At 70.2% G+C, this 18,447-nt stretch carries 16 protein-coding genes; 9 read left to right on the top strand and 7 right to left on the bottom strand.

Annotation, left to right across the window (positions count from 1 at the left end; genetic code table 11):
• Positions 1 to 12: 12 nt before the first annotated feature.
• From NR798_RS01255 to NR798_RS01245, 3 genes are all read right to left on the bottom strand, one after another.
• Positions 13 to 1,359 carry an ATP-binding protein gene (locus tag NR798_RS01255; RefSeq protein ID WP_375769541.1) on the bottom strand — a complete coding sequence of 449 codons (1,347 nt, stop codon included), beginning with the start codon at positions 1,357 to 1,359 and terminating at the stop codon, positions 13 to 15.
• A complete protein-coding gene (locus NR798_RS01250) occupies positions 1,356 to 3,263 on the bottom strand; it encodes an ATP-binding protein (RefSeq protein WP_375769540.1) in 1,908 nt (635 codons plus the stop codon). Before NR798_RS01250 ends, NR798_RS01255 begins: the two co-directional genes overlap by 4 nt.
• A gap of 154 nt (positions 3,264 to 3,417) precedes the next feature.
• Complete coding sequence (locus NR798_RS01245; protein WP_375769539.1) at positions 3,418 to 4,014, bottom strand: DUF2378 family protein; 597 nt, start codon at positions 4,012 to 4,014, stop codon at positions 3,418 to 3,420.
• 247 nt (positions 4,015 to 4,261) lie between these two features.
• Between NR798_RS01245 and NR798_RS01240 the strand changes: the two genes are divergently transcribed.
• Together NR798_RS01240 and NR798_RS01235 are read left to right on the top strand one after the other, a co-directional pair.
• Positions 4,262 to 4,588 (top strand): ubiquitin carboxyl-terminal hydrolase 14, encoded by a 327-nt coding sequence (locus NR798_RS01240; RefSeq protein ID WP_375769538.1) that lies wholly within the window; start codon positions 4,262 to 4,264, stop codon positions 4,586 to 4,588.
• Positions 4,589 to 4,609: 21 nt separating this feature from the next.
• The gene (locus tag NR798_RS01235; protein WP_375769537.1) at positions 4,610 to 5,020 is read left to right on the top strand and encodes a tetratricopeptide repeat protein; all 411 of its coding nucleotides are present in this window, start codon (positions 4,610 to 4,612) and stop codon (positions 5,018 to 5,020) included.
• A 6-nt stretch (positions 5,021 to 5,026) separates the two neighbouring features.
• Here the strand turns inward: NR798_RS01235 and NR798_RS01230 are convergent, their stop codons facing one another.
• Positions 5,027 to 5,581: a GrpB family protein gene (locus tag NR798_RS01230; RefSeq protein ID WP_375769536.1), complete on the bottom strand. Its 555-nt coding sequence runs from the start codon at positions 5,579 to 5,581 to the stop codon at positions 5,027 to 5,029.
• Between the two features lie 242 nt (positions 5,582 to 5,823).
• Here NR798_RS01230 and NR798_RS01225 point away from each other — a divergent pair, with 242 nt between their 5' ends.
• The 3 genes from NR798_RS01225 to NR798_RS01215 are packed head-to-tail and all read left to right on the top strand — an operon-like array spanning position 5,824 to position 8,945.
• Positions 5,824 to 7,137 (top strand): AAA family ATPase, encoded by a 1,314-nt coding sequence (locus tag NR798_RS01225; RefSeq protein ID WP_375769535.1) that lies wholly within the window; start codon positions 5,824 to 5,826, stop codon positions 7,135 to 7,137.
• A 26-nt stretch (positions 7,138 to 7,163) separates the two neighbouring features.
• On the top strand, positions 7,164 to 7,916 hold the full coding sequence (locus NR798_RS01220; protein WP_375769534.1) for a hypothetical protein: 753 nt from the start codon (positions 7,164 to 7,166) through the stop codon (positions 7,914 to 7,916).
• Between the two features lie 18 nt (positions 7,917 to 7,934).
• On the top strand, positions 7,935 to 8,945 hold the full coding sequence (locus tag NR798_RS01215; protein ID WP_375769533.1) for a threonine/serine dehydratase: 1,011 nt from the start codon (positions 7,935 to 7,937) through the stop codon (positions 8,943 to 8,945).
• Positions 8,946 to 8,982: 37 nt separating this feature from the next.
• Here the strand turns inward: NR798_RS01215 and NR798_RS01210 are convergent, their stop codons facing one another.
• Entirely contained in the window at positions 8,983 to 10,239 is a 1,257-nt protein-coding gene (locus NR798_RS01210) for a phosphatidylserine/phosphatidylglycerophosphate/cardiolipin synthase family protein (protein WP_375769532.1), read from the bottom strand.
• A 227-nt stretch (positions 10,240 to 10,466) separates the two neighbouring features.
• On the opposite strand from NR798_RS01210, the gene NR798_RS01205 reads away from it, so the two are divergent.
• The 3 genes from NR798_RS01205 (at position 10,467) to NR798_RS01195 (ending at position 12,529) form a co-directional block, all read left to right on the top strand.
• On the top strand, positions 10,467 to 11,255 hold the full coding sequence (locus NR798_RS01205) for a hypothetical protein (protein ID WP_375769531.1): 789 nt from the start codon (positions 10,467 to 10,469) through the stop codon (positions 11,253 to 11,255).
• Between the two features lie 68 nt (positions 11,256 to 11,323).
• Positions 11,324 to 11,800: an FKBP-type peptidyl-prolyl cis-trans isomerase gene (locus NR798_RS01200; protein WP_375769530.1), complete on the top strand. Its 477-nt coding sequence runs from the start codon at positions 11,324 to 11,326 to the stop codon at positions 11,798 to 11,800.
• 21 nt (positions 11,801 to 11,821) lie between these two features.
• Entirely contained in the window at positions 11,822 to 12,529 is a 708-nt protein-coding gene (locus NR798_RS01195) for a 2OG-Fe(II) oxygenase (protein WP_375769529.1), read from the top strand.
• A gap of 9 nt (positions 12,530 to 12,538) precedes the next feature.
• Here NR798_RS01195 and NR798_RS01190 read toward each other — a convergent pair whose 3' ends face one another.
• Together NR798_RS01190 and NR798_RS01185 are read right to left on the bottom strand one after the other, a co-directional pair.
• Complete coding sequence (locus NR798_RS01190; RefSeq protein ID WP_375769528.1) at positions 12,539 to 13,093, bottom strand: DUF2378 family protein; 555 nt, start codon at positions 13,091 to 13,093, stop codon at positions 12,539 to 12,541.
• A 50-nt stretch (positions 13,094 to 13,143) separates the two neighbouring features.
• Complete coding sequence (locus NR798_RS01185; RefSeq protein ID WP_375769527.1) at positions 13,144 to 16,410, bottom strand: fused MFS/spermidine synthase; 3,267 nt, start codon at positions 16,408 to 16,410, stop codon at positions 13,144 to 13,146.
• Positions 16,411 to 16,722: 312 nt separating this feature from the next.
• Between NR798_RS01185 and NR798_RS01180 the strand changes: the two genes are divergently transcribed.
• Positions 16,723 to 18,435 carry an NAD-dependent malic enzyme gene (locus NR798_RS01180; RefSeq protein ID WP_375769526.1) on the top strand — a complete coding sequence of 571 codons (1,713 nt, stop codon included), beginning with the start codon at positions 16,723 to 16,725 and terminating at the stop codon, positions 18,433 to 18,435.
• Positions 18,436 to 18,447 lie beyond the last annotated feature (12 nt).

Below are 18,447 nucleotides of genomic sequence, written 5' to 3'. Positions count from 1 at the left end.
GCGGGAAGGGGACTACGGGCTGCTCGCCGAGGCCACGTTGTCCGGAGCCTTGGGCAGCTTCACCCGGAAGGTGGCGCCCTGGCCCGGCGTGCTGTCCACCTCGATGGCGCCGCCCAGCCCCGACACCACGCCGTAGCAGATGGACAGGCCCAGGCCCGTGCCCTCTCCCGGCGGCTTGGTGGTGAAGAAGGGGTCGAAGATGCGGCCCAGGTGCTCCTTGGCGATGCCCACCCCGTTGTCGCGGATCTCGATCACCACCCCGCCGTCCTCGCGCTGGCGGGCGATGATCGTCACCCGCGGCTCGGCGGCGTTCTTCAGCGCGTGCCCCGCGTTGTTCAGCAGCCCGAGGAACACCTGCTCCAGGCCCTGCTCGCTGCCCCACACGGCCGGCACGTCCTGGAAGTCGCGCACCACCTGCGTCTTGGGCCCCAGGATGTAGCTGGCCCCCGAGAGCGCATGGTCCAGCACCTCGCGCAGGTCCACCCACGCCTGCGGCTGCCCGTCCAGCTTCGAGAAGAGCCGGAAGTCATTCACGAGGCGCAGAATCCGGTCGGCCCCCAGCAGCGCGTCCGAGCACACCTCGCTCAGCTCCTTGGGGTCCGCCTGGTGGCCGCCCTTGGCCTGGTCGTCCAGCTCCGAGCGGATGAAGCCCACGCTGGCCATGATGACGCTCAGCGGGTTGTTGATTTCATGCGCCAGTCCCGCCGACAGCCGCCCGAGCGCCTCCAGCCGCTGGGCCTGCACCAGCCGCAGCTCCAGCCGCGCCCGGTCCTCCATCTCCTTGCGCAGCCGCTCGTTGGCCACCGACAGCTCGCGCGTCCACTCCTCCACCTCGTGCGTCAGGTCCTCCAGCCGCCGGTGGCTCTGGCGCAAGAGCTCCCACTTCTCGGTGAGCGCGTGCGCCAGCTGCCGCACCTCGATGTTGTCGAAGGGCTTGCGAAGAATCAGCAGCCGCTGGCTGATGCCCAGCCGCTGCGTCATCTCCTCCCACGAGTAGTCGGAGTACGCCGAGCAGAGCACCACCTGCAGGTCCGCGTCCTCCTTCCACAGCCGCTGCACCGTCTCCACGCCGTCGATGCCCGGCGGCATGCGGATGTCCACGAAGGCCAGCGCGTACGGCCGCCCCTCGGCCACCGCCGCCTTCACCTTCGCCAGCCCCTCCTCACCCTGGAAGGCCGAGTCCACCTCGAAGCCCGTGTCCACCGGCGCCGCCGAGGGCCCTCCGAAGAGCGCCGCCTCCATGGCGTCCAAGGCCGTGCTCGCCGGCGCGGCACAGAGAATCTTGCGGAAGTCCTGGTGGATCGCCTGGTTGTCATCCACCACCAGGATGCGGCGGTTGGGTGCGGTGGCGGCGCTCATGCCCTGCTCTCCTCGCCCGAGATGGGCAGATCTATGGTGAAGGTAGCACCCTGGCCGCGGCCTTCGCTCGTGCAGGAGAGGAACGCGTCCATCTCCGCCGCCGCCAGTGCGCTGATGTGAAGGCCGAACCCGTGTCCGTCCTTCTTGGTGGTGAAACCCTGGGTGAAGAGGCGGGGCGCGTCCTCCGGCGAAATCCCCACCCCGTTGTCCTGCACCGCGATGCGCAGCCGCTCGGCGGCCATGCGCTCCACGCGGATGATGAGCTGCTTGTCCGCCCGCCCGCTCTCCACCAACGCCTGGCGCGCGTTGCTCAGCAGGTTGAGCAGGATTTGCAGCAGCTTGTGCCGGTCCACCTTCACCAGCATTCCCTCGGTGTACTCGCGCTTCACCTGGATGCCCAGGCGCTCGAAGGACACGGCCTGCAGCCGCAGCGCATCATCCAGCAGCGCCGTCAGCTCCAGCCGCTCCACCACGCCCGAGAAGCGCGCGTGCTCCTGCTGCATGCTCACCACGGACTTGATGTGCTCCACGCTCTTCTGCAGCGTGCGCACCTCGTCGAGCAGCTCCTCGCGCTCGCCGATGAGCTGGGAGGCGAGCGCCTGCAGGTAGGACGGCAGCTGCCGGCCCCGGCCATCCGCCGTGAGGAAGGCCCCCAGGTCCGCCCCGTGCGAGGCCATCAGGTCCATGGCCTTCTTCAGGCCGGGCACCCGCGACTGGTGCAGCCGCTCGGAGAGAAGGTTGACGGAGACGTTGACGCTGTTGAGCGCGTTGCCCACGTTGTGCAGCACGCCGGTGGCCATCTCCGCCATGCCCGCCTGGCGCGACACGTCCAGCAGGCTGCGGTGCATCTCGCCCAGCCGGGCCTCGGCCTCCTTGCGGTCCGTGATGTCGCGCCCGAAGACGGTCATCCCCACCACGCGGCCGGCCACGTCGAACACCGGGTTGAGCGAGATGTCCAGCACCCGCGGCCGCTTGAGGCGCGAGGGCGAGGCCTCGAAGCGCACGCGCTTGCCGGCGAGCACCTGGGCGGAGGCCTCCTGCCAGCGCCGCCGCAGCCGCTCCGGGGCGCGCTCCGGAAAGAGGAAGTCGCCGGGCGCCAGCTCCGCGCCGATCAGCTCCCGGTACATCTCCTCCAGCGCCGGGTTGGCCGCGATGAGCCGCCCGTCCGCGTCCACCGAGCAGACGATGTCCTCGGTGTTGTCCAACAGGCTCGTCAGCTTGCTCTCGTTCTCGCGCAGCGAGCGCAGCGCCCGCACCAGCGCCAGGTTGGCCTGGTCACGCGCGGCCAGAATCAGCCAGCTCAGCGCCCAGGCGCCCAGGATGAAGAGCGCGGCGAAGAAGGCGCGGGCCCACAGGCCGGTGCCCACCCCGTGCCACAGCGGCAGCACCAACCCCACGCCCAGCGCGCCCATCGCCGCGAAGACGAAGCCCGTCCGCGGCCCCAGCAGATAGACGGAGAGGATGGGGATGAGCATGCAGATGGCATGAGTGCCCACGTGCGGGTCCGGCATGCGCAGCCCGGCGGCCGCGAAGCCCCCCGTCAGCATGGCGCACAGCACCATCCCCGGCAGCCGCGAGGAGCGGCCACGGCGCAGCAGCACCAGCGAGGCCACGAAGCCCACCGCGCACACCGCGCCCACCCCCGTCAGGGTCAGGGGGAAGGCCGTCCTCGGCACGTAGAGGAGGAACAGCACGTTGCACAGCAGCAGCACCACGTTGGCGCCCACCAGCACCCGGGCACGGCCCAGCTCCTCGCCCGGCGCATGGCGCATGGGCTCGGAGAGGAAGTTGTCCAGCACCGCCAGCAGCCGGGCCGTCACTCCTGGACGCGCGAGGCCCTGCCCCAACGGCTCCAGTCCTCTGACTCCCTGCGCTCGCGCGACCCTGGTGGACATACTCGGCATGAACGGGCGGCTCTCCCCTGCCCCAGCGCCGCGAGTATGCCTGAAACCCGGTGAACCCCGCAGGAGTGCGGCAGGCGCCGACAAGCGGGCAGTATCCGCTCGCCGAGTCCCCTGCTACCCACGTGGGTAGACTTCACCTCACACCCCGGGCCGTCTACTCCTCCCACTCCACGTGAAGCCGGGCGCCCGGGCCCTCCAGCGACACCACCCGCGCCCGCGCCCGCTGTCCCCCCGCCAGGCCGATGCACGCCTCCAGAATGCCCGCGTAGTAGGTGGGCTGGCCCATCACCTCGTTGATCCACACCTCGCACGAGGTGGGGGACAGCTCGGTGAGCCGCGACTCCACGTAGTTGTCCGCGCTGCGCAGGGTGTTGTTCAGCCGGCGCAGCGAGCGCAGCGGCCCCAACAGGCGGGCCACGCCCACCATGGCGCGGCCGAGCACCGTGTGCACCATGCCGTTGACCACCTCGCGCCCCAGCTGCCGCCAGCCTTCCTCGCGCGGCACCAGCGGGTAGAGGTCCGCCACGGTGAGCTCCAGCGCCCGCTTCCACGTCTCGTACGAGTAGGCGGGCAGCAGCGGCTTGGACAGGTCGATGCCCACCCCGCGCAGCGCGTTCCACGCCTGTGACGACAGGCGGCTGCGCAGCGAGAAGCGGAAGAGCCCGTCGACCGTGTGCTCGAACACCAACCGCCGCTGCGTCGCCGGCTGACGCCCGGCCCCCAGCTCCCGCGACCCCTCGAGCCCCTGCATGCCCCACGCTCCCATGACAGTCACATAGAAAAATTAGGAACTCGCTCCCTCCTCCCCCAGTCCGGGGGCGATCAGACGGGCAATGCAGTGATGGATGCTCAACGCTGCCCGGCCCCGCCGCGGCCCCTGAGTGTTCAGTGGGCGACAGCCTTCCGGCCCCCCGGGACGAGCCGCCTGGCCGGGCCCTGACCAGGCCGCCGCCACCGCCCTTCCAGGGGGTGCCTACCCTGAAGGAAAGGAGCACACCATGGAGACCTCTGGCTGCACCCACCTGGAGTCCATCCGCGACGTCCGCCCGAGCACCACGGCCGGGTGCGAGGACTGCCTGCGCACCGGCTCCCCCTGGGTCCACCTGCGCCTGTGTCTGGAGTGCGGCCACGTGGGCTGCTGCGACTCGTCGCCCAACCGCCACGCCACCAAGCACTTCCACGCCACGTCCCACCCTGTCATCCGCTCCTTCGAGCCCGGAGAGGACTGGGGCTGGTGCTACGAGGACGAGGTGATGCTCGAAGGGGACGCGCTGCGCCCGGCCGCCGCGCCCCACGCGGGGACAGGGGTCCATCCGCCCGTCTGAGCGCTCTGCTACAACTCCCGGATGGATGACGCTCGTCTGGAGAGGATCGCCGAGCTGTGCGTCACGGGAGAGGCGCTCGCGCGGCAGCGGGAGCTGGCGCCCGCGCTGCTGAAGTTCCGCGAGGCGCTCGCGCTCATCCCCCGCCCCGTGGAGGAGCACGACGTGTCGCCGCGGGTGCTCACCGCGCTCGGGGACACGTGCTTCCAGCTGGGGCGCTTCAGCGAGGGCAGGCACGCCCTGCTGGGAGCGGCGCGCAGCTCCGGTGGCCTGGGCACACCCTTCATCCACCTGCGGCTGGGGCAGTGCGAGCTGGAGCTCGGCAACCCGGAGCGCGCCGCCGAGGAGCTCGCACGGGCCCTGAAGCTCGGGGGCGAAGTGCTCTTCGAGGGCAATGATCCCAAGTACCTCGCCTTCGTGAAGACGCGGCCGTAGGGGGCGCTACCCGGAGCCCTTCAGGATGCCTTCGATGACGGGGCCCTTCGCCTCCGAGTAGTCGCCGCTGTTGGTGATGCCCTGGGAGAGGATCTCCCGCTTGCGCGCCACGTAGGCCTCGCGCAGGGCCGCGTCCTCGCACAGCCGGTCGCGGAAGCGGCGCTGGGCCTCCACCTCCGGCGAGTCCTCGGGAATCACGTGCACGTGCAGGTTGAAGCGCGTTCCCTCGTGCTCCAGGCTGCCCTGGCGCATCGGCCTCGACTCGGGCCACGGCTCATGGCCCGCCGGTGGCACCTGCCGCTGGAAGCCGAGCGCGTCCAGGAGTGCCTTGACCGGCTCCAGTTGCCCGGGCGTCACGGGGATCATCAGGTCCACCACGCCCTTGCCCTCGCAGCCCGGCACCGAGGTGCTGCCGATGTGCTCCACCGTTACCTCGGGCAGGTGCGCGCGCACCGCTTCGCCCACGCGCCGGGCCACCTCCGCCGAGCGCGGGTCATGCGGACGGCAGACCACGGGCTCGCGCACGTAGGGTCCGATGATGCGGGTCACGGTCTCGAACATCGCTCCAACCCTCCTGGTTCATCAGATGGAGGGCGGTCTCGCGTGCGCCGCCCTCCGGACCGGTGGAACAGGTGACACATCATGCGGCCAGCCGCGCCCCGGCGTCATGAGGTTCGGTGGGCTCAACGGCCATGAGCGGTATCCACCAGCCGGTGGCCGAGTCGGGCCCCTGGACTCCGGGCAGCCTGGACGTATCCTCCGCGCTCCTTTAGTGGGCGCACAGCGCCGCAACCAGGTGTCCGATGGTCAAGCTCCGATGGCTCCAGGTGAACAAGTTCCGCACGGTGAAGCCCGGGACACGGCTGACCTTCAACCCGGGCTACAACGTGCTGCTCGGACAGAACGGCACCGGGAAGACCACGCTGCTCAACCTTGTGGCGGCGGCTATCACGTTGGATTTCACCAGCCTCAGCGATGTCGAGTTCGACCTTTCATTCGAATTGGCATCCGACAAGGCGACAGCAACCATTTCGGTGCGTAATGAGTCGCGCCCATCACCCTTCCCATCCGCATGGGAGGGCATGATCGCTCCTGAAGCCCTGCGACAGCATCCGTTGACGTCAGAGAGTGGACTGCCCGCATTGATGCTCTCCACGACCGTGAGCATTTCCAGAAAGGAGCCAGCGCTCCACGTGGAGCTCGACATCAAAGGCAGTCGAGGGGTTGTTCGGCACACGGATGAAGCTGATTCGAGCGCCCCCGTCAATCTCGACTTCGCCAACGCCGGGACATTGCCCCTTTGGGCTCTGCTCCTCAATGCTTATATGCAATATGCAGTCAAGGTGCCCAAACTGAGGCAAGCAGCGCCTGATATCCTAGAGCTATTCATCTCTGGCCCAACCCGCCGTTTTGACGAGTCCCTCGAATACTTCAATGATCTTGGTCAACTTCAGCTCAAGATGGTTCGCACTCCAGATGGGCAGATCAGCGCAGCAGGGGGCCTTGGGTTCGGTGAGTCCATGCACGAACGGCTCAGCCACCTCGCGCAACAACGATGGGGAGACGACCGCTATATACTCACCGATACCGACCTTCCATTCTTGAGGCACACAGCTCAGCTTCTCGACTTCGAATCCGCTGAAGCCCTCGTCGAACTCCAGGACTCGGGCAGGGAAGGCAACACAGAAGTCATGCACCTCGGGAACCTGCGCTTCTATTTCAGCCATCGCGGTGGCTGGAAGATCTCCGAGAAGCTGCTCAGCTATGGGCAGAAGCGCATCCTCGCGTTCATGCACTATCTGGCTATTGCCCAACCGGCAGTCGTCGCCGACGAACTGGTCAACGGTCTCCATCATCGCTGGATTCGCGCCTGCTTCGAGGCGCTCGGTCCACGGCAGGCCTTCCTCACCAGCCAGAACCCACTCCTGCTCGACTACTTGAGCTTCCAGTCGCCCGAAGAAGTGCGCTCCGCCTTCGTCCTGTGCCGGTGGGAGAAAGGTCCCGAGCAGATGGCCTGGGAGAACATGTCCCAGGAGGCCGCCGTGGACTTCTTCGACTCCTACAAGGTCGGATTCCAGCAGGTCGGCGAACTGCTTCAGTCGAAGGGGCTGTGGTGAGCGGCGACTCCCAGCATCCCTCCATCATGGCGCTGACCGAGGACTCCGGTACAGGCGCTTATGACACCGTGCGCGCGCTCGCCAAGGAGATGCTCAAGTTGCTCGTGCCCGGCGTGCAGACCCACCGCGTCAACTTCAAGCCCCTGGAAGACGACAACGCCCGCCGGGCCATGCACGCCAATCTCTGGAAGAGCACCAATCCGCTCGACCAGCCCAACCGGCTGCTGCTCATCCGCAGCATCATCACCGAGCTGCTCAAGCCCAATGGGTTCGTCCTCTACCACCTCGACGGTGACCGTCCGTGGTCCGAGCACGAATCGAGCGAGAACGAGCGCGAGTTCAAATCGCGCATGCTCCCTCCCATCGAGGCTGGCGTACGCGCCTACTTCCAGCGGCAGCCACATGACGCAGCAGTGCCCGGCGAGCGCATGAAGCGGCTCCGCCTACTCGTCCCCTTCTACAGCATCGAGGCGTGGCTCTATCAGAACACCCGTGAAGCACGGCGTCTCTGCGAGGAAGAAGGCTGCAAGCAATGCCCCGTGAAGCTCGCGGGCTGGGAGGAGGACCGTGCGAGCCTCGACGAGGAAACCAAGCCCAAGGAGAGGCTCTGCTTCCAGGACAAGCACAACGCGCACCTGGCCTCCTCGGGCTTCCCGGCCAGGGACGTCTACGACGCCGGAGCATCCTTCACTCGCGCTGTCGACGGACTCCTCGAGTGCGACGAACTGACCACCGCCCTGGAACGGACCTACGCTCCTCCTGAGCCGCAGTCTCCCTGACCCACGGACCAGAACACGATGACGGATACCCTCACCCCAGCCCTCTCCCGGAGGGAGAGGGAGCTTGCCCCCGAGCTGGAGCTCCTCCCCTCCCACGTCATCGCCGCCCGCCGCGGCATCGCTCCCTACCTCCGCCACACCCCGCTCGAGCCCAACTCCTCGCTCTCGAAGCTCTCCGGCTCCCCCGTGCTGCTCAAGCTGGAGAACCTCCAGGTCTCCGGCAGCTTCAAGCCCCGGGGCTCCCTCCACAAAATCCTCTCCGTCCGCGACTCGCGGCCCGATGCCGAGTTCATCGCCCCCACCGCCGGCGGTCATGGCATCGGCCTCGCCTACGCCGCCGCCACCCTCGGCGCCAAGGCCCATGTCTACCTGCCGCGCTCGGCCGACCCCGACAAGCTCCGCATGATTCAGGAGTACGGCGCCCACCTCGAGTACTTCGACAGCGTTCCCCTCGCCCGCGAGGCCGCCCGCAGCGTCGCCGCCGAGCGCGGCTATACCTTCCTCTCCGCCTACAACGACCGCCACATGATGGAGGGCGGTGGCACCGTCGCCCTCGAAATCCTCGAGGACTGTCCCCACGTGGAGACCGTCCTCGTCGGCGTGGGCGGCGGCGGGCTGCTCGCCGGCATGAGCGTCGTGCTCAAGGCCGCCAACCCTCGCATCCGTCTCATCGGCGTCCAGCCGGAGACCTCCGCCGTGCTCGCCCGATGGCACCGCGAGGGCCACCCCGTCGACGTCCACGACGTGCGCCCCTCCATCGCCGAGGGCATCGGCGCCCAGGTCGAGAAGGAGCTCCTCCCCTGGCCCTACCTCCAGCGCAACGTGGATGAGTTCGTGCTCGTCTCCGATGACGAGCTGCGCGACGCCCTGCGCTGGTGCGTGGCGGACACCAAATACATCCTCGAGCCCTCGGCCGCCGCCGGACTCGCCGCCCTGCGCAAGCTGCTGCCTCGGGCCCTCGGGCCCACCGTGGTCGTGCTCACCGGCCGCAACGTCTCCTGGCGCCGCTTCGAGGAACTGGTGCGTTAGGCGACGAGGTGCATGCGCCACCCGCTCCGGCTCCGGCTCACAGGTACTTGCCGAAGAGCACCGTCACCCGCTCCGACAGCCGCTTGAAGAGGCCGCGCCGGCGCCACGAGTCCCAGCGAATCTCCACCGAGTGCTGCATGTCCTCCTCGAAGTCCTTCGCCAGCTGCGCCGCCAGCCCCGGGTCATCCACCACCAGCGAGCCCTCCTCGGCACTGAGCGCCAGCGGATCCAGGTTCGTCGAGCCCACCATCGACAGCCGGTCGTCCACCAGCACCGACTTGGAGTGCATCATCGACACCTCGTACTCCCAGATGCGCACCCCGCTCTCCAGCAGCCGCGCGTAGGTGGCGCGCTGGCCCTCGTGCACCGGCGGAATGTCGTGGTGCCGCCCCGGCGTGAGCACCCGCACGTCCACCCCCGCCTTCGCCTTGGCGATGAGCATGTCCTGGATGGCTCCCGTGGGGATGAAGTACGAGTTGGCTATCCACAGCCGCTTCTTCGCCGAGGCGATCGCCAGCAGCGTCATCCGCTCGGCATTCGTCAGCACCGGCGCCCCCGTGTGCGTGACGAACCCGGCACGCGCCTCGCCCGGACTGGGGATGGACTCGGGGAAGGCCTCGGCCGGGAGCATCCCGCCTCCCGCCTCCTGCCAGTTCTGCGCGAACGCCAGCTGGACGCCTCGCGCCGCCGGGCCCTGCACCCAGATGTTGGCATCGCGCCACTCGTCCGGCTTGCGCCCCTCGCCCACCCAGCTCTTCCAGATGCCAAAGCCCCCCGTCATCGCGGAGATGCCATCCCGCACCATCAGCTTGCGGTGCAGCCGCGACTGGAAGCGCTTGAGGTTGAGCGTGGCGATGGTGCCCTGCAGCGGGCGGAAGATGCGCACCTCGCACCCGGCCGCCACCAGCTCCGGCCCCACGCTGTCCTCGAAGCGGATGCTGCCCAGCGGGTCCACCAGCACGCGGCACGCCACCCCGGGGTGGCGCTCGCGCAACGCCTGGATGATGCGGTCCGACGGGTACCCCGGACGCCAGATGTACAGCAGGATGTGGATGCTGGAGCGGGCGGCGCGAATCTCCTCCTCGAGCCTGTCGAAGACGTGGCCGTTGTGGACGAGCTCCACCCGGTTGCCCGGCTCCAGCTCCACGCCCACCGTCTGGTACCAGGCGAGCGACATGCCCTCGGGCGTCTCCGGCACGGTGTCGCGGATGCGCAGGGCGAGGCGATGACTCGGCAGGGGACAACCCGCCATGACCAGGGTGAGCAGCAGCAGCGTCCAAGGCGTCTTCTTCACGCGCGCAAGCTAGTCACGCTCCGCGCGTCCGCCTCCTCGGGCCCGTGCTCCGTCCACCGGACGACACGCCCGCCCCCCCTCTGTCCGCTGGGACGCGCCCCTCCCCGTGGACGGGTGGACGAAACGCCCCCTCCTCCCCATCCCTCCGCGGCAGGGGCCCGCCGCCACGTCCCCGCTGCCCGGGTGCCGGGCCGGGGCGGCTGCATCGCGGGCCCCGTCTGGACACCATGCGACTGCCTGCCTCCCTGCCCTCCTGTCTTTCCCTCGTGCTGCTCGGAGCCCTGCTCGCGCCGCCTCCGGCCCTGGCCCGGCCCCTGACGCCGGAGCGCGAGCCGCCGCTGAGCGCGCGCGCCCGGGGCCTGCCCGCCACGCTCTCGCTCCTGCCGCAGAACGTCGAGTTTCCCGCCACCCCCGTCCAGCCGGAGCCCCGCGAGGAGGCCCCGGCGGCGGAGAAGACCGAGCCCCCGGCGAAGACGGTGCGGACCTCTCCCCACCTCGCCGCGGACGCCCCCGTCACTCCCGGAGCGTGGATGATGTACGGCTCGTTCTCGCTGGTGCCGCTCGGGGGCGTGTACGGCGCGAGCCGCCTGGGCGAGGAACGCCTCTGGGTGACGGCCGCGGAGACGGTGGCCGGCAGCATGGTGGGCGCGCTGCCCGCGGGGCTGCTCTTCCTGCAATCGGCGGAGTCCGGCGGGCGCTGGGCCGAGTTGGACGTGGCGGCATTCAGCGTGGGGCTGGTGCTCACCCCGCCCATCGCCGCCCTGGGGACCTGGGGACTGGGCGAGCTGGCCTTCGACGGCAGCCAGGACCGGGGCCGCGCCTTCCTCGGTGCGCTGGGCGGCGCCGCCGCGGGCACGCTGCTCGGCGTGGTGGTGCACGGGCTGCTGGAGGAGGTGGTGGACAACCGCAGCACGCTCGGGTGGTTCCGCAAGTACATCGCCCTGGGCTTCATCGGCTCGGGCGCCACCGTGGGCTACCAGTGGGCAGGCGGAGGGCCGCGCACCCGGCCTCGATGAGCCCAGCGGCCTCCGGCCAGCCTTGCTAGGCTCGCGCGCGACCTTCCTTCCCGAGAGGCCCTCTTCCGATGAACCGACTCCTCCCGCTCCTCTCCGCGTGCCTGCTGCTCGCCACGTCCGCCTGTGGGGAGGGTGCGCTCCCGGCCTCGGGCGACCCGGCCAAGGTGACGTACGCCCCCGCGCTGGGCGTGGACCTCGCCGCCATGAACCGCAGCGAGTCCGGCCTCTACACGCAGGACCAGGTGGTGGGCACCGGCGCCACCGCCGAGGCCGGCCGCATCGTCCAGGTGCACTACACGGGCTGGCTCGCCGACGGCTACCCGTTCGACACCAGCCGTGACGGCAACCAGCCCTTCGAGTTCGTGCTGGGCGCCAAACCCCACCGTGTCATCGAGGGGTGGGAGGAGGGGCTGCTCGGCATGAAGGTGGGCGGCAAGCGCCGGCTCGTCATCCCGTCCCACCTCGGCTACGGCCCGTCGGGCAACTACCCCATCCCGCCCAACGCGGTGCTCGTCTTCGACGTGGAGCTCCTCTACGCCCGCTGACGCGCGGCGCCTGTGCCCCCCATGAACGACTTCATCGAGGTTCACGACGGCGTCCTGACGCCCCAGCTGTGCCAGGACATCCTCCAGCTCTTCGAGAAGAGCCCCCACGTGCAGCGCGGCCGCACCGGGGGCGGCGTCGACCTGGCCAAGAAGGACAGCTTCGATCTCACCCTCAACCAGCACCCGGAGCACCAGCAGGTGCTGCGCCGGCTGCTGGACGCGGCCTTTCCTCCGCTCAAGAGCTACCTGCGCAAGTACCTCTACAGCCTCATCGGCGCCGTCTCGCTGTCCACGAAGCACCCGAAGACGGGCCAGCTGGTGACGCTCACGCGGGAGAACTTCGCCGAGCTGGGCGACCCCCTCTTCGACCAGCTCGTCGGCTTCCTCTACCGCTACGGCGACCTCACCGTGCAGAAGTACCTCAAGGGCTCCGGCGGCTATCCGCACTGGCACTCGGAGGTGTACCCGAAGGACGCCAGCTGCGAGCCCCTGCACCGCGTGCTCGCCTTCCAGTTCTACCTCAACGACGTCACCCAGGGCGGCGAGACCGAGTTCTTCTACCAGGAGAAGAAGGTCCAATCGAAGGCGGGCCGGATGCTCATCTTCCCCGCGGGCTTCACGCACACCCACCGGGGCAACATGTCCGAGTCCCACGACAAGTACATCATCACCTCGTGGGTGCTCTTCCACCGCGCCGAGACGCTCTACGGCGGCGCGCCCCAGAAGTGAGCGGCGTCTCTACTTCGGCTTCCACGAGGCGCGCAGGGTGCAGCCCTTCGCGTCCGTGCCGAGCAGCCGCACCTCGGGCTCCCCGGCGCCCCCGGCGCGCATGCCCGCGAGCACCAGGCCCACGGTGAAGTGGCGCATCACCTCGTCCGTCTCGTTGAACCACAGCTCCATCTCCGTGGGGGACACGTCGCTGAAGCGGACCTCGGTGTAGTTGTTGCCGGTGCGGAAGTTCTTCTGCGAGCGCTGCAGCATCCGGCGCGGCCCCAGCAGCTGGAGCATGGAGAACATGGCGCGGCCGATCATCGCGTCCTGGTAGCCGTCGATCATCCGCTCGCCCATCCTGCGCCAGGACACCTCGCGGCGCTCCTCGGGGAAGGCGGCCCGGGCGCCGAGATCCACGCAGCGCGCCCACGTGGTGGCCGGGTAGGCCGGCAGCAGGGGCTTGTCCAGGTCCACGCCCACCGCGCGCAGTTGCGCCTTGAGCTCGGGGGGCACGCCGTCCTTGAACGTGCGCGAGAACAGTCCCTGGACGGAGTTGTTGAAGACGAGTGCGGTCTCCGGCATGGGGCGGCACCCTAGCCCGGAGACCCCCGGGAGGGGGAGGCCCCCCCGCGCTACGGCGTCCCCACGTCCGACACGGGAGGCGCCGCGTCCTTCGGAGCCTCCGCCGGAGCCTCTGCCGGAGCTTCCGCCGGAGCCTCCTCGAGCCGCGGGGGGCCCGAGGCGCCCGGCCCATCGCCCCACAGCGACGGCGGCTCGGCCTGCATGAACGTCAGGAGGTCCTCCAGCGCCTGGTCCTGCAGCGGGTGGTTCGTCGTCACGTAGCAGCGAGAGCGCAGCTCGAGGAACGTCTGGTTCCAGAAGACGTGGGGCTCATAGGGGGCGAGCCCCTGGGCACACAGCCCCTCGAAGTCGATCCTGTTGGCGATGTCCATCCGCGCGCCCAGGCGCAAGGAGTCCCCGGCGTGGTTGGCGAAGGGCGTGGCCAGCACGGCCCACATCCGCTGCCCCAGCGCCTTGTCCTTCCGGGCGAGACTCACGCTCTCATCCATCGCGCGCTGGAGCAGCGAGTGGGTATGCCACGGCGTCTCATGCAGGAGGGAGAAGGCACGCTCGAGCGACGCGGCGGCCTCGGGCAGGCGCCCCTGCTGGTGCCGCAGTTGCGCCAGCAGCACCTCGGCATCGAAAGGCCGCAGGGGGCGCAGCGCCTCCACGAGCGGCAGGAGCTCCGCCTCCTCCCCCGCGCTGGCCAGCACGGCGCCCACCCGGCTCAGCTCGGTGGGATCCCGGGGCCGCCACCCGCCCGCGCGCCACACGCGCAGCGCCCGGGGGAAGTCCGAGCGGCGGTACGCCTCGCTGAAGGCCCGGCGGTTCTCCAACGCGCGCGAGTCCAGCCCGGCCTGTCCCTGGGCGTACGGAAGCTCTCCCGAGAGCACCCGCAGCTCCTCCACCCGCTGCCAGTCCGCCGTGCCGCGCTCCACCACCGGACGGCCCGCCTTCAGGTCCACTCCGGCGCGGCGCAGCACCGCGTAGGAGAAGCCCGTCTGCGTGCGCCCCACGCTGCGGGCGAAGGCGAACTCCACGTACGAGAGGTCATCCGTGTTGACCAGCGCCTCCTGGCCCTCGGCCAGCGCCCGCGCCAGCCCGGGACCGGCGAGGAAGTGCGCCAGCACGCCCTCCAGCTCGTTCGTCCCCCAGACGGCGGGCAGTGCGCGGCGGTAGGGCTCCTGCGACACCCGCGCCCGCATCCGCTCCAGGTCGTGCCGCAGCGGCTCCACGGTGGCCATGAGGATGAGGTCTCCGCCCATCGTCTGCCACGTCTCCACGGCCCCGAACTCGGTGGACAGCGTGGCGTAGACGCTGCGCACCGTGCGCGCGTCCACCTCGTACGTCTGCAGCCACTGCAGGAAGATGCCCCCGGGGGCCAGCCGCTGCTTCACCGCCTGGTAGAACTCGCGCGAGAAGAGGCTGGAGATGCCGGCCCGGTAGGGATTGGAGGGCTCGGAGAAGATGATGTCGTAGGAGTCCTTGGAGGCCAGCAGCACCTCGCGGGCGTCATCCAGGTGCACGCGCACCTTGGGGTTGTCCAGCACCCGCTCGTTGACCGGGTCGCACTGGCGGGCGAAGCGGAGGATGGCGGGCTCGATCTCCACCACGTCCACGCGCTCCATCTCCGGCACCGAGCCGAGCCAGCCCGCGGTGCTGCCAGTGCCCAGACCGACGACGAGCGAGCGGCGCGGGTGGGGGTGGGCCATCGCGCCGATGAGGCCGCCCATCACCTGGGTGCCCGCGTCGACGATGCTGTTGCCGTCCGACTTTCCATTGACGATGAAGGACAGGCCATTGGTGGCGGTGACGCCCACGCTGCTCTCCACGCCGTCCGTCTCCCACAGCAACCAGCGCCGCTCCCCCGAGAGCCAGTCGCGCACGCCGTTGGTGGAGGCGGAGTCCAGCTGGGCGCGCCCGGCGCCGATGGCGCTGTGACGCCAGGCGGACGTGGGCCCCGTGGCGGTGAGCAGCAGGGCGGCGGCCACGGCCGTGGCCAGCGGCGGCACCATGCGGCCCGGCACCGGCTGCTCCTGGCGCGCCGACAGCGCCACCGCGACGAGCCCCAGCCCCACCAGCACCGCGCCCACCAGCCGCCAGACGCCGGGCGCGGAGAGCAGCGGCAGCAGGCCGAAGCCGCCCGCCAGCGAGCCGACGATGGAGCCCACCGTGTTCCACGCGTAGGCCAGGCCCACCTGGCGGCCCACGTCGTTGCCCCCCCGGCCCAGCAGCGCCAGCAGCAGGGGGAACTGCACCCCGGAGATGAAGGCGGCCGGGAGCACCACCAGCGCGGCCACCAGCGCCCAGCCCAGCACCAGGCCGCCGAAGCCGAAGAGGGACATCTGCCGCACCAGGGAGGCCAGCACCGCCAGCCGGTCCCCCAGCGCCAGGGGCACGGCCAGCAGCAGCGCCTCCAGCAGGCACGTGAGCGCGAAGCCGCTCAGGGTGGCCGGGCGCTGCTGGCCCCACGCCGCGTACGCCGCGCCGCCCAGGCCGATGCCCGCCAGCGCCACCACCAGGATGAGGCCGAAGGTGAAGGTGGAGCCGCCCAGCAGCGGCCCCAGCATCCGGTACCACACCATCTCCATGAGGAAGAAGGCGAAGCCCACCAGCGCCGCGGCGCCCAGCACGAAGCGGCGCGGCGGCAGGGCGGCCGCCGCGGGCTGCCCGGCGGGAGCCTCCGCGCCGGCCGGGGAGGCCACGTCCTCGTGCTCGGGCAGGCTCCGGGCCACCGCGCGCGCCACCAGGGCCACCAGCACGTTGAGCAGGGCCGCCAGCCACAGGGTGCTGCGGGTGCCGAGCACCTCGAAGAGGAGGAAGGTGGAGGCCGCCGCGCCCGCCACCGCGCCCAGCGTGTTGACACCGTAGAGGACCGCGAGCGCCCGGCGCCGCACGTCCTCGGGCGTCTCCGCCGCGCGCGCCGCCGCCGGCAGCGTGCCGCCCATCAGCAGCGTGGGCACCGCCAACACCAGCGCGGAGAGCACCAGCCGCATCACCGAGCCGAGCCCCAGCCCCATCGACACCGAGCCGCCCAGGGCCGTGTAGACGGTGCGCGCCAGCCAGACCAGCAGCGGCGTCAGCGCCGCGCTCAGGGAGATGAGCAGCTCCAGGTTGGCGTAGAAGGCCAGCGGGCGCTTCTCCCGGTCCACCCGCCCCCCCAGCAGCGCCCCGCCCAGTCCCAGCCCGCCCATGAAGATGGCCAGCACCGCGGCCGACGCGGCCGTGGAAGCCCCGAAGATGAGGCGCAGCTCCCGCTGCCACGCCGTCTGGTACACCAGGGCGCAGAAGCCCGAGCCGAACAGCAGGGGGGCAATCTTCCAGACGCGTGCGTTCATCGTTCCTCTGCCAGTCGCGGCGGACGGAGACACAGGGCGCGGATTGAAGCAGTGCCCCTCCCCCCTCGCCAGTTCCCCGTTGGAAGCCGCTCCCGAACCAGGCAGGCCACCAGCGCCCGGCGCCCGCGAGAATGACGACGTGACACGCCGGGGGCCCCTCCGGCTGACGCGATGCGTTGGCGCAGAGCGCCGTGCATGGGCCGCATGGGAGACCCGAACCGTCGCTTATGCCCGCCCGGTGGGGGGCCTTGTTGAGGGGGAGGGCGAGCCGTTAAGGGAGCGCCCCTCCTTCACAGACACGAATTTCCCCCCATGAAACAGTACGAGAAGAAGCTCGACGCCCACGGCCGCCCCTACCTCGAGACGCACCTGGAGGGGCTGATGCTCACCCGCCTGCCCCTGCTCAACAAGGGCACCTCCTTCAGCCTGGAGGAGCGGCGCGAGTTCGGGTTGATGGGCCTGCTGCCCACGCACGTCTCCTCGCTGGACGAGCAGATCGAGCGCTCCTACGCCAACTTCCGCTCCTTCCGCTCGGACCTGGACAAGCACGTCTTCCTGCGCGCGCTGCAGGACCGCAGCGAGGTGCTCTTCTACGCGCTGCTGCACCGGCACATCGAGGAGATGATGCCCATCATCTACACCCCGGTGGTGGCGCAGGCGGTGGAGCAGTTCAGCCGCATCTACCGCTATCCGCGCGGGCTGGTGGTGAGCCCGGAGAACATCGGGGAGATCGACTCGCTGCTGGCCCACACGCCCTTCCCGGACGTGCAATTGATTGTCGCCACGGACAACGAGGGGATTCTGGGCATCGGAGACCAGGGCTTCGGCGGCCTGGCCATCTGCATCGGCAAGCTGTCCCTGTACACGGCCGCGGCGGGAATCGACCCGGCGGTGACGCTGCCGGTGGAGCTGGACGTGGGCACCAACCGCAAGGAGCTGTTGGATGATCCGCTCTACCTGGGCGTGAAGCGGCCGCGCATGGAGGGCAAGGAGTACGACGACTTCATCCACGCCTTCGTGACGGCGCTCAAGAAGCGCTTCCCCAACGTGCTGGTGCAGTGGGAGGACTTCAGCAAGCAGAAGGCCTTCGACGTGCTGGAGCGCTACCGGGACGTGCTGCCCTCGCTCAACGACGACATCCAAGGCACGGGCGCGGTGGTGCTCGCGGGCCTGCTGTCGGCCACGCGGCGCAGCCAGACGACGCTCGGCCAGCAGGTGTACCTGGTGCACGGCGCGGGCGCGGGTGGCGTGGGCGTGGCGCGGCAGATCGTCCGCGGCATGGAGCGCGAGGGGATGAGCACGCAGCAGGCGCGCGAGCGCATCTACCTCATCGACTCCAAGGGCCTCATCCTGAAGGACCGCAAGGGGCTGGAGCCGTACAAGCTGGAGTTCGCGCACGAGCCCTCGCGCGTGGCGGGGTGGAAGCTTCAGGGTTCGATTCCCAGCCTGCTGGAGACGGCGCGGGAGGCGAAGGTGACGGTGCTGCTGGGGCTGAGCGGGCAGCGGGCGGCGTTTGGCGAGGACGTGGTGAAGGCGGTGGCGGCGAACACGGCGTACCCGGTGGTGTTCGCGCTGAGCAACCCCACGGCGAACTGCGAGGCGGTGCCGGCGGACATCTACAAGTGGACGCAGGGCAAGGCGCTGGTGGCCACGGGCAGCCCCTTCGAGGACGTGGAGTGGGATGGGGCGCCGCACCCGGTGGGCCAGGGCAACAACGCCTTCATCTTCCCGGGACTGGGGCTGGGCGTGCTGCTGACGCGGGCGAAGCGGGTGACGGACGGGATGCTGACGGCGGCGTCGCTGGCGCTGGCGGACTACACGGACGGGGCGCGGCTGGCACAGGGCGCGCTCTACCCGCGCATGGATCGGCTGCGCGCGGCGAGCCGCCAGGTGGCCATCGCCGTCATGCGCCAGGCGGTGAAGGAGGAGGTGGCCATGCGCAAGCTGCCCGAGGACCTGGAGGGCCTGCTCGAGGCCGAGATGTGGCGGCCCGAGTTCCTCCCGCTCAAGCGCGCGGGGAAGTAACGCGCGGGCCGG

This window comes from Archangium gephyra (assembly GCF_042230915.1).
GTDB classification, from domain to species: Bacteria; Myxococcota; Myxococcia; order Myxococcales; family Myxococcaceae; genus Archangium; species Archangium gephyra_B.
This window is presented reverse-complemented; position numbering and strand designations above follow the sequence as displayed.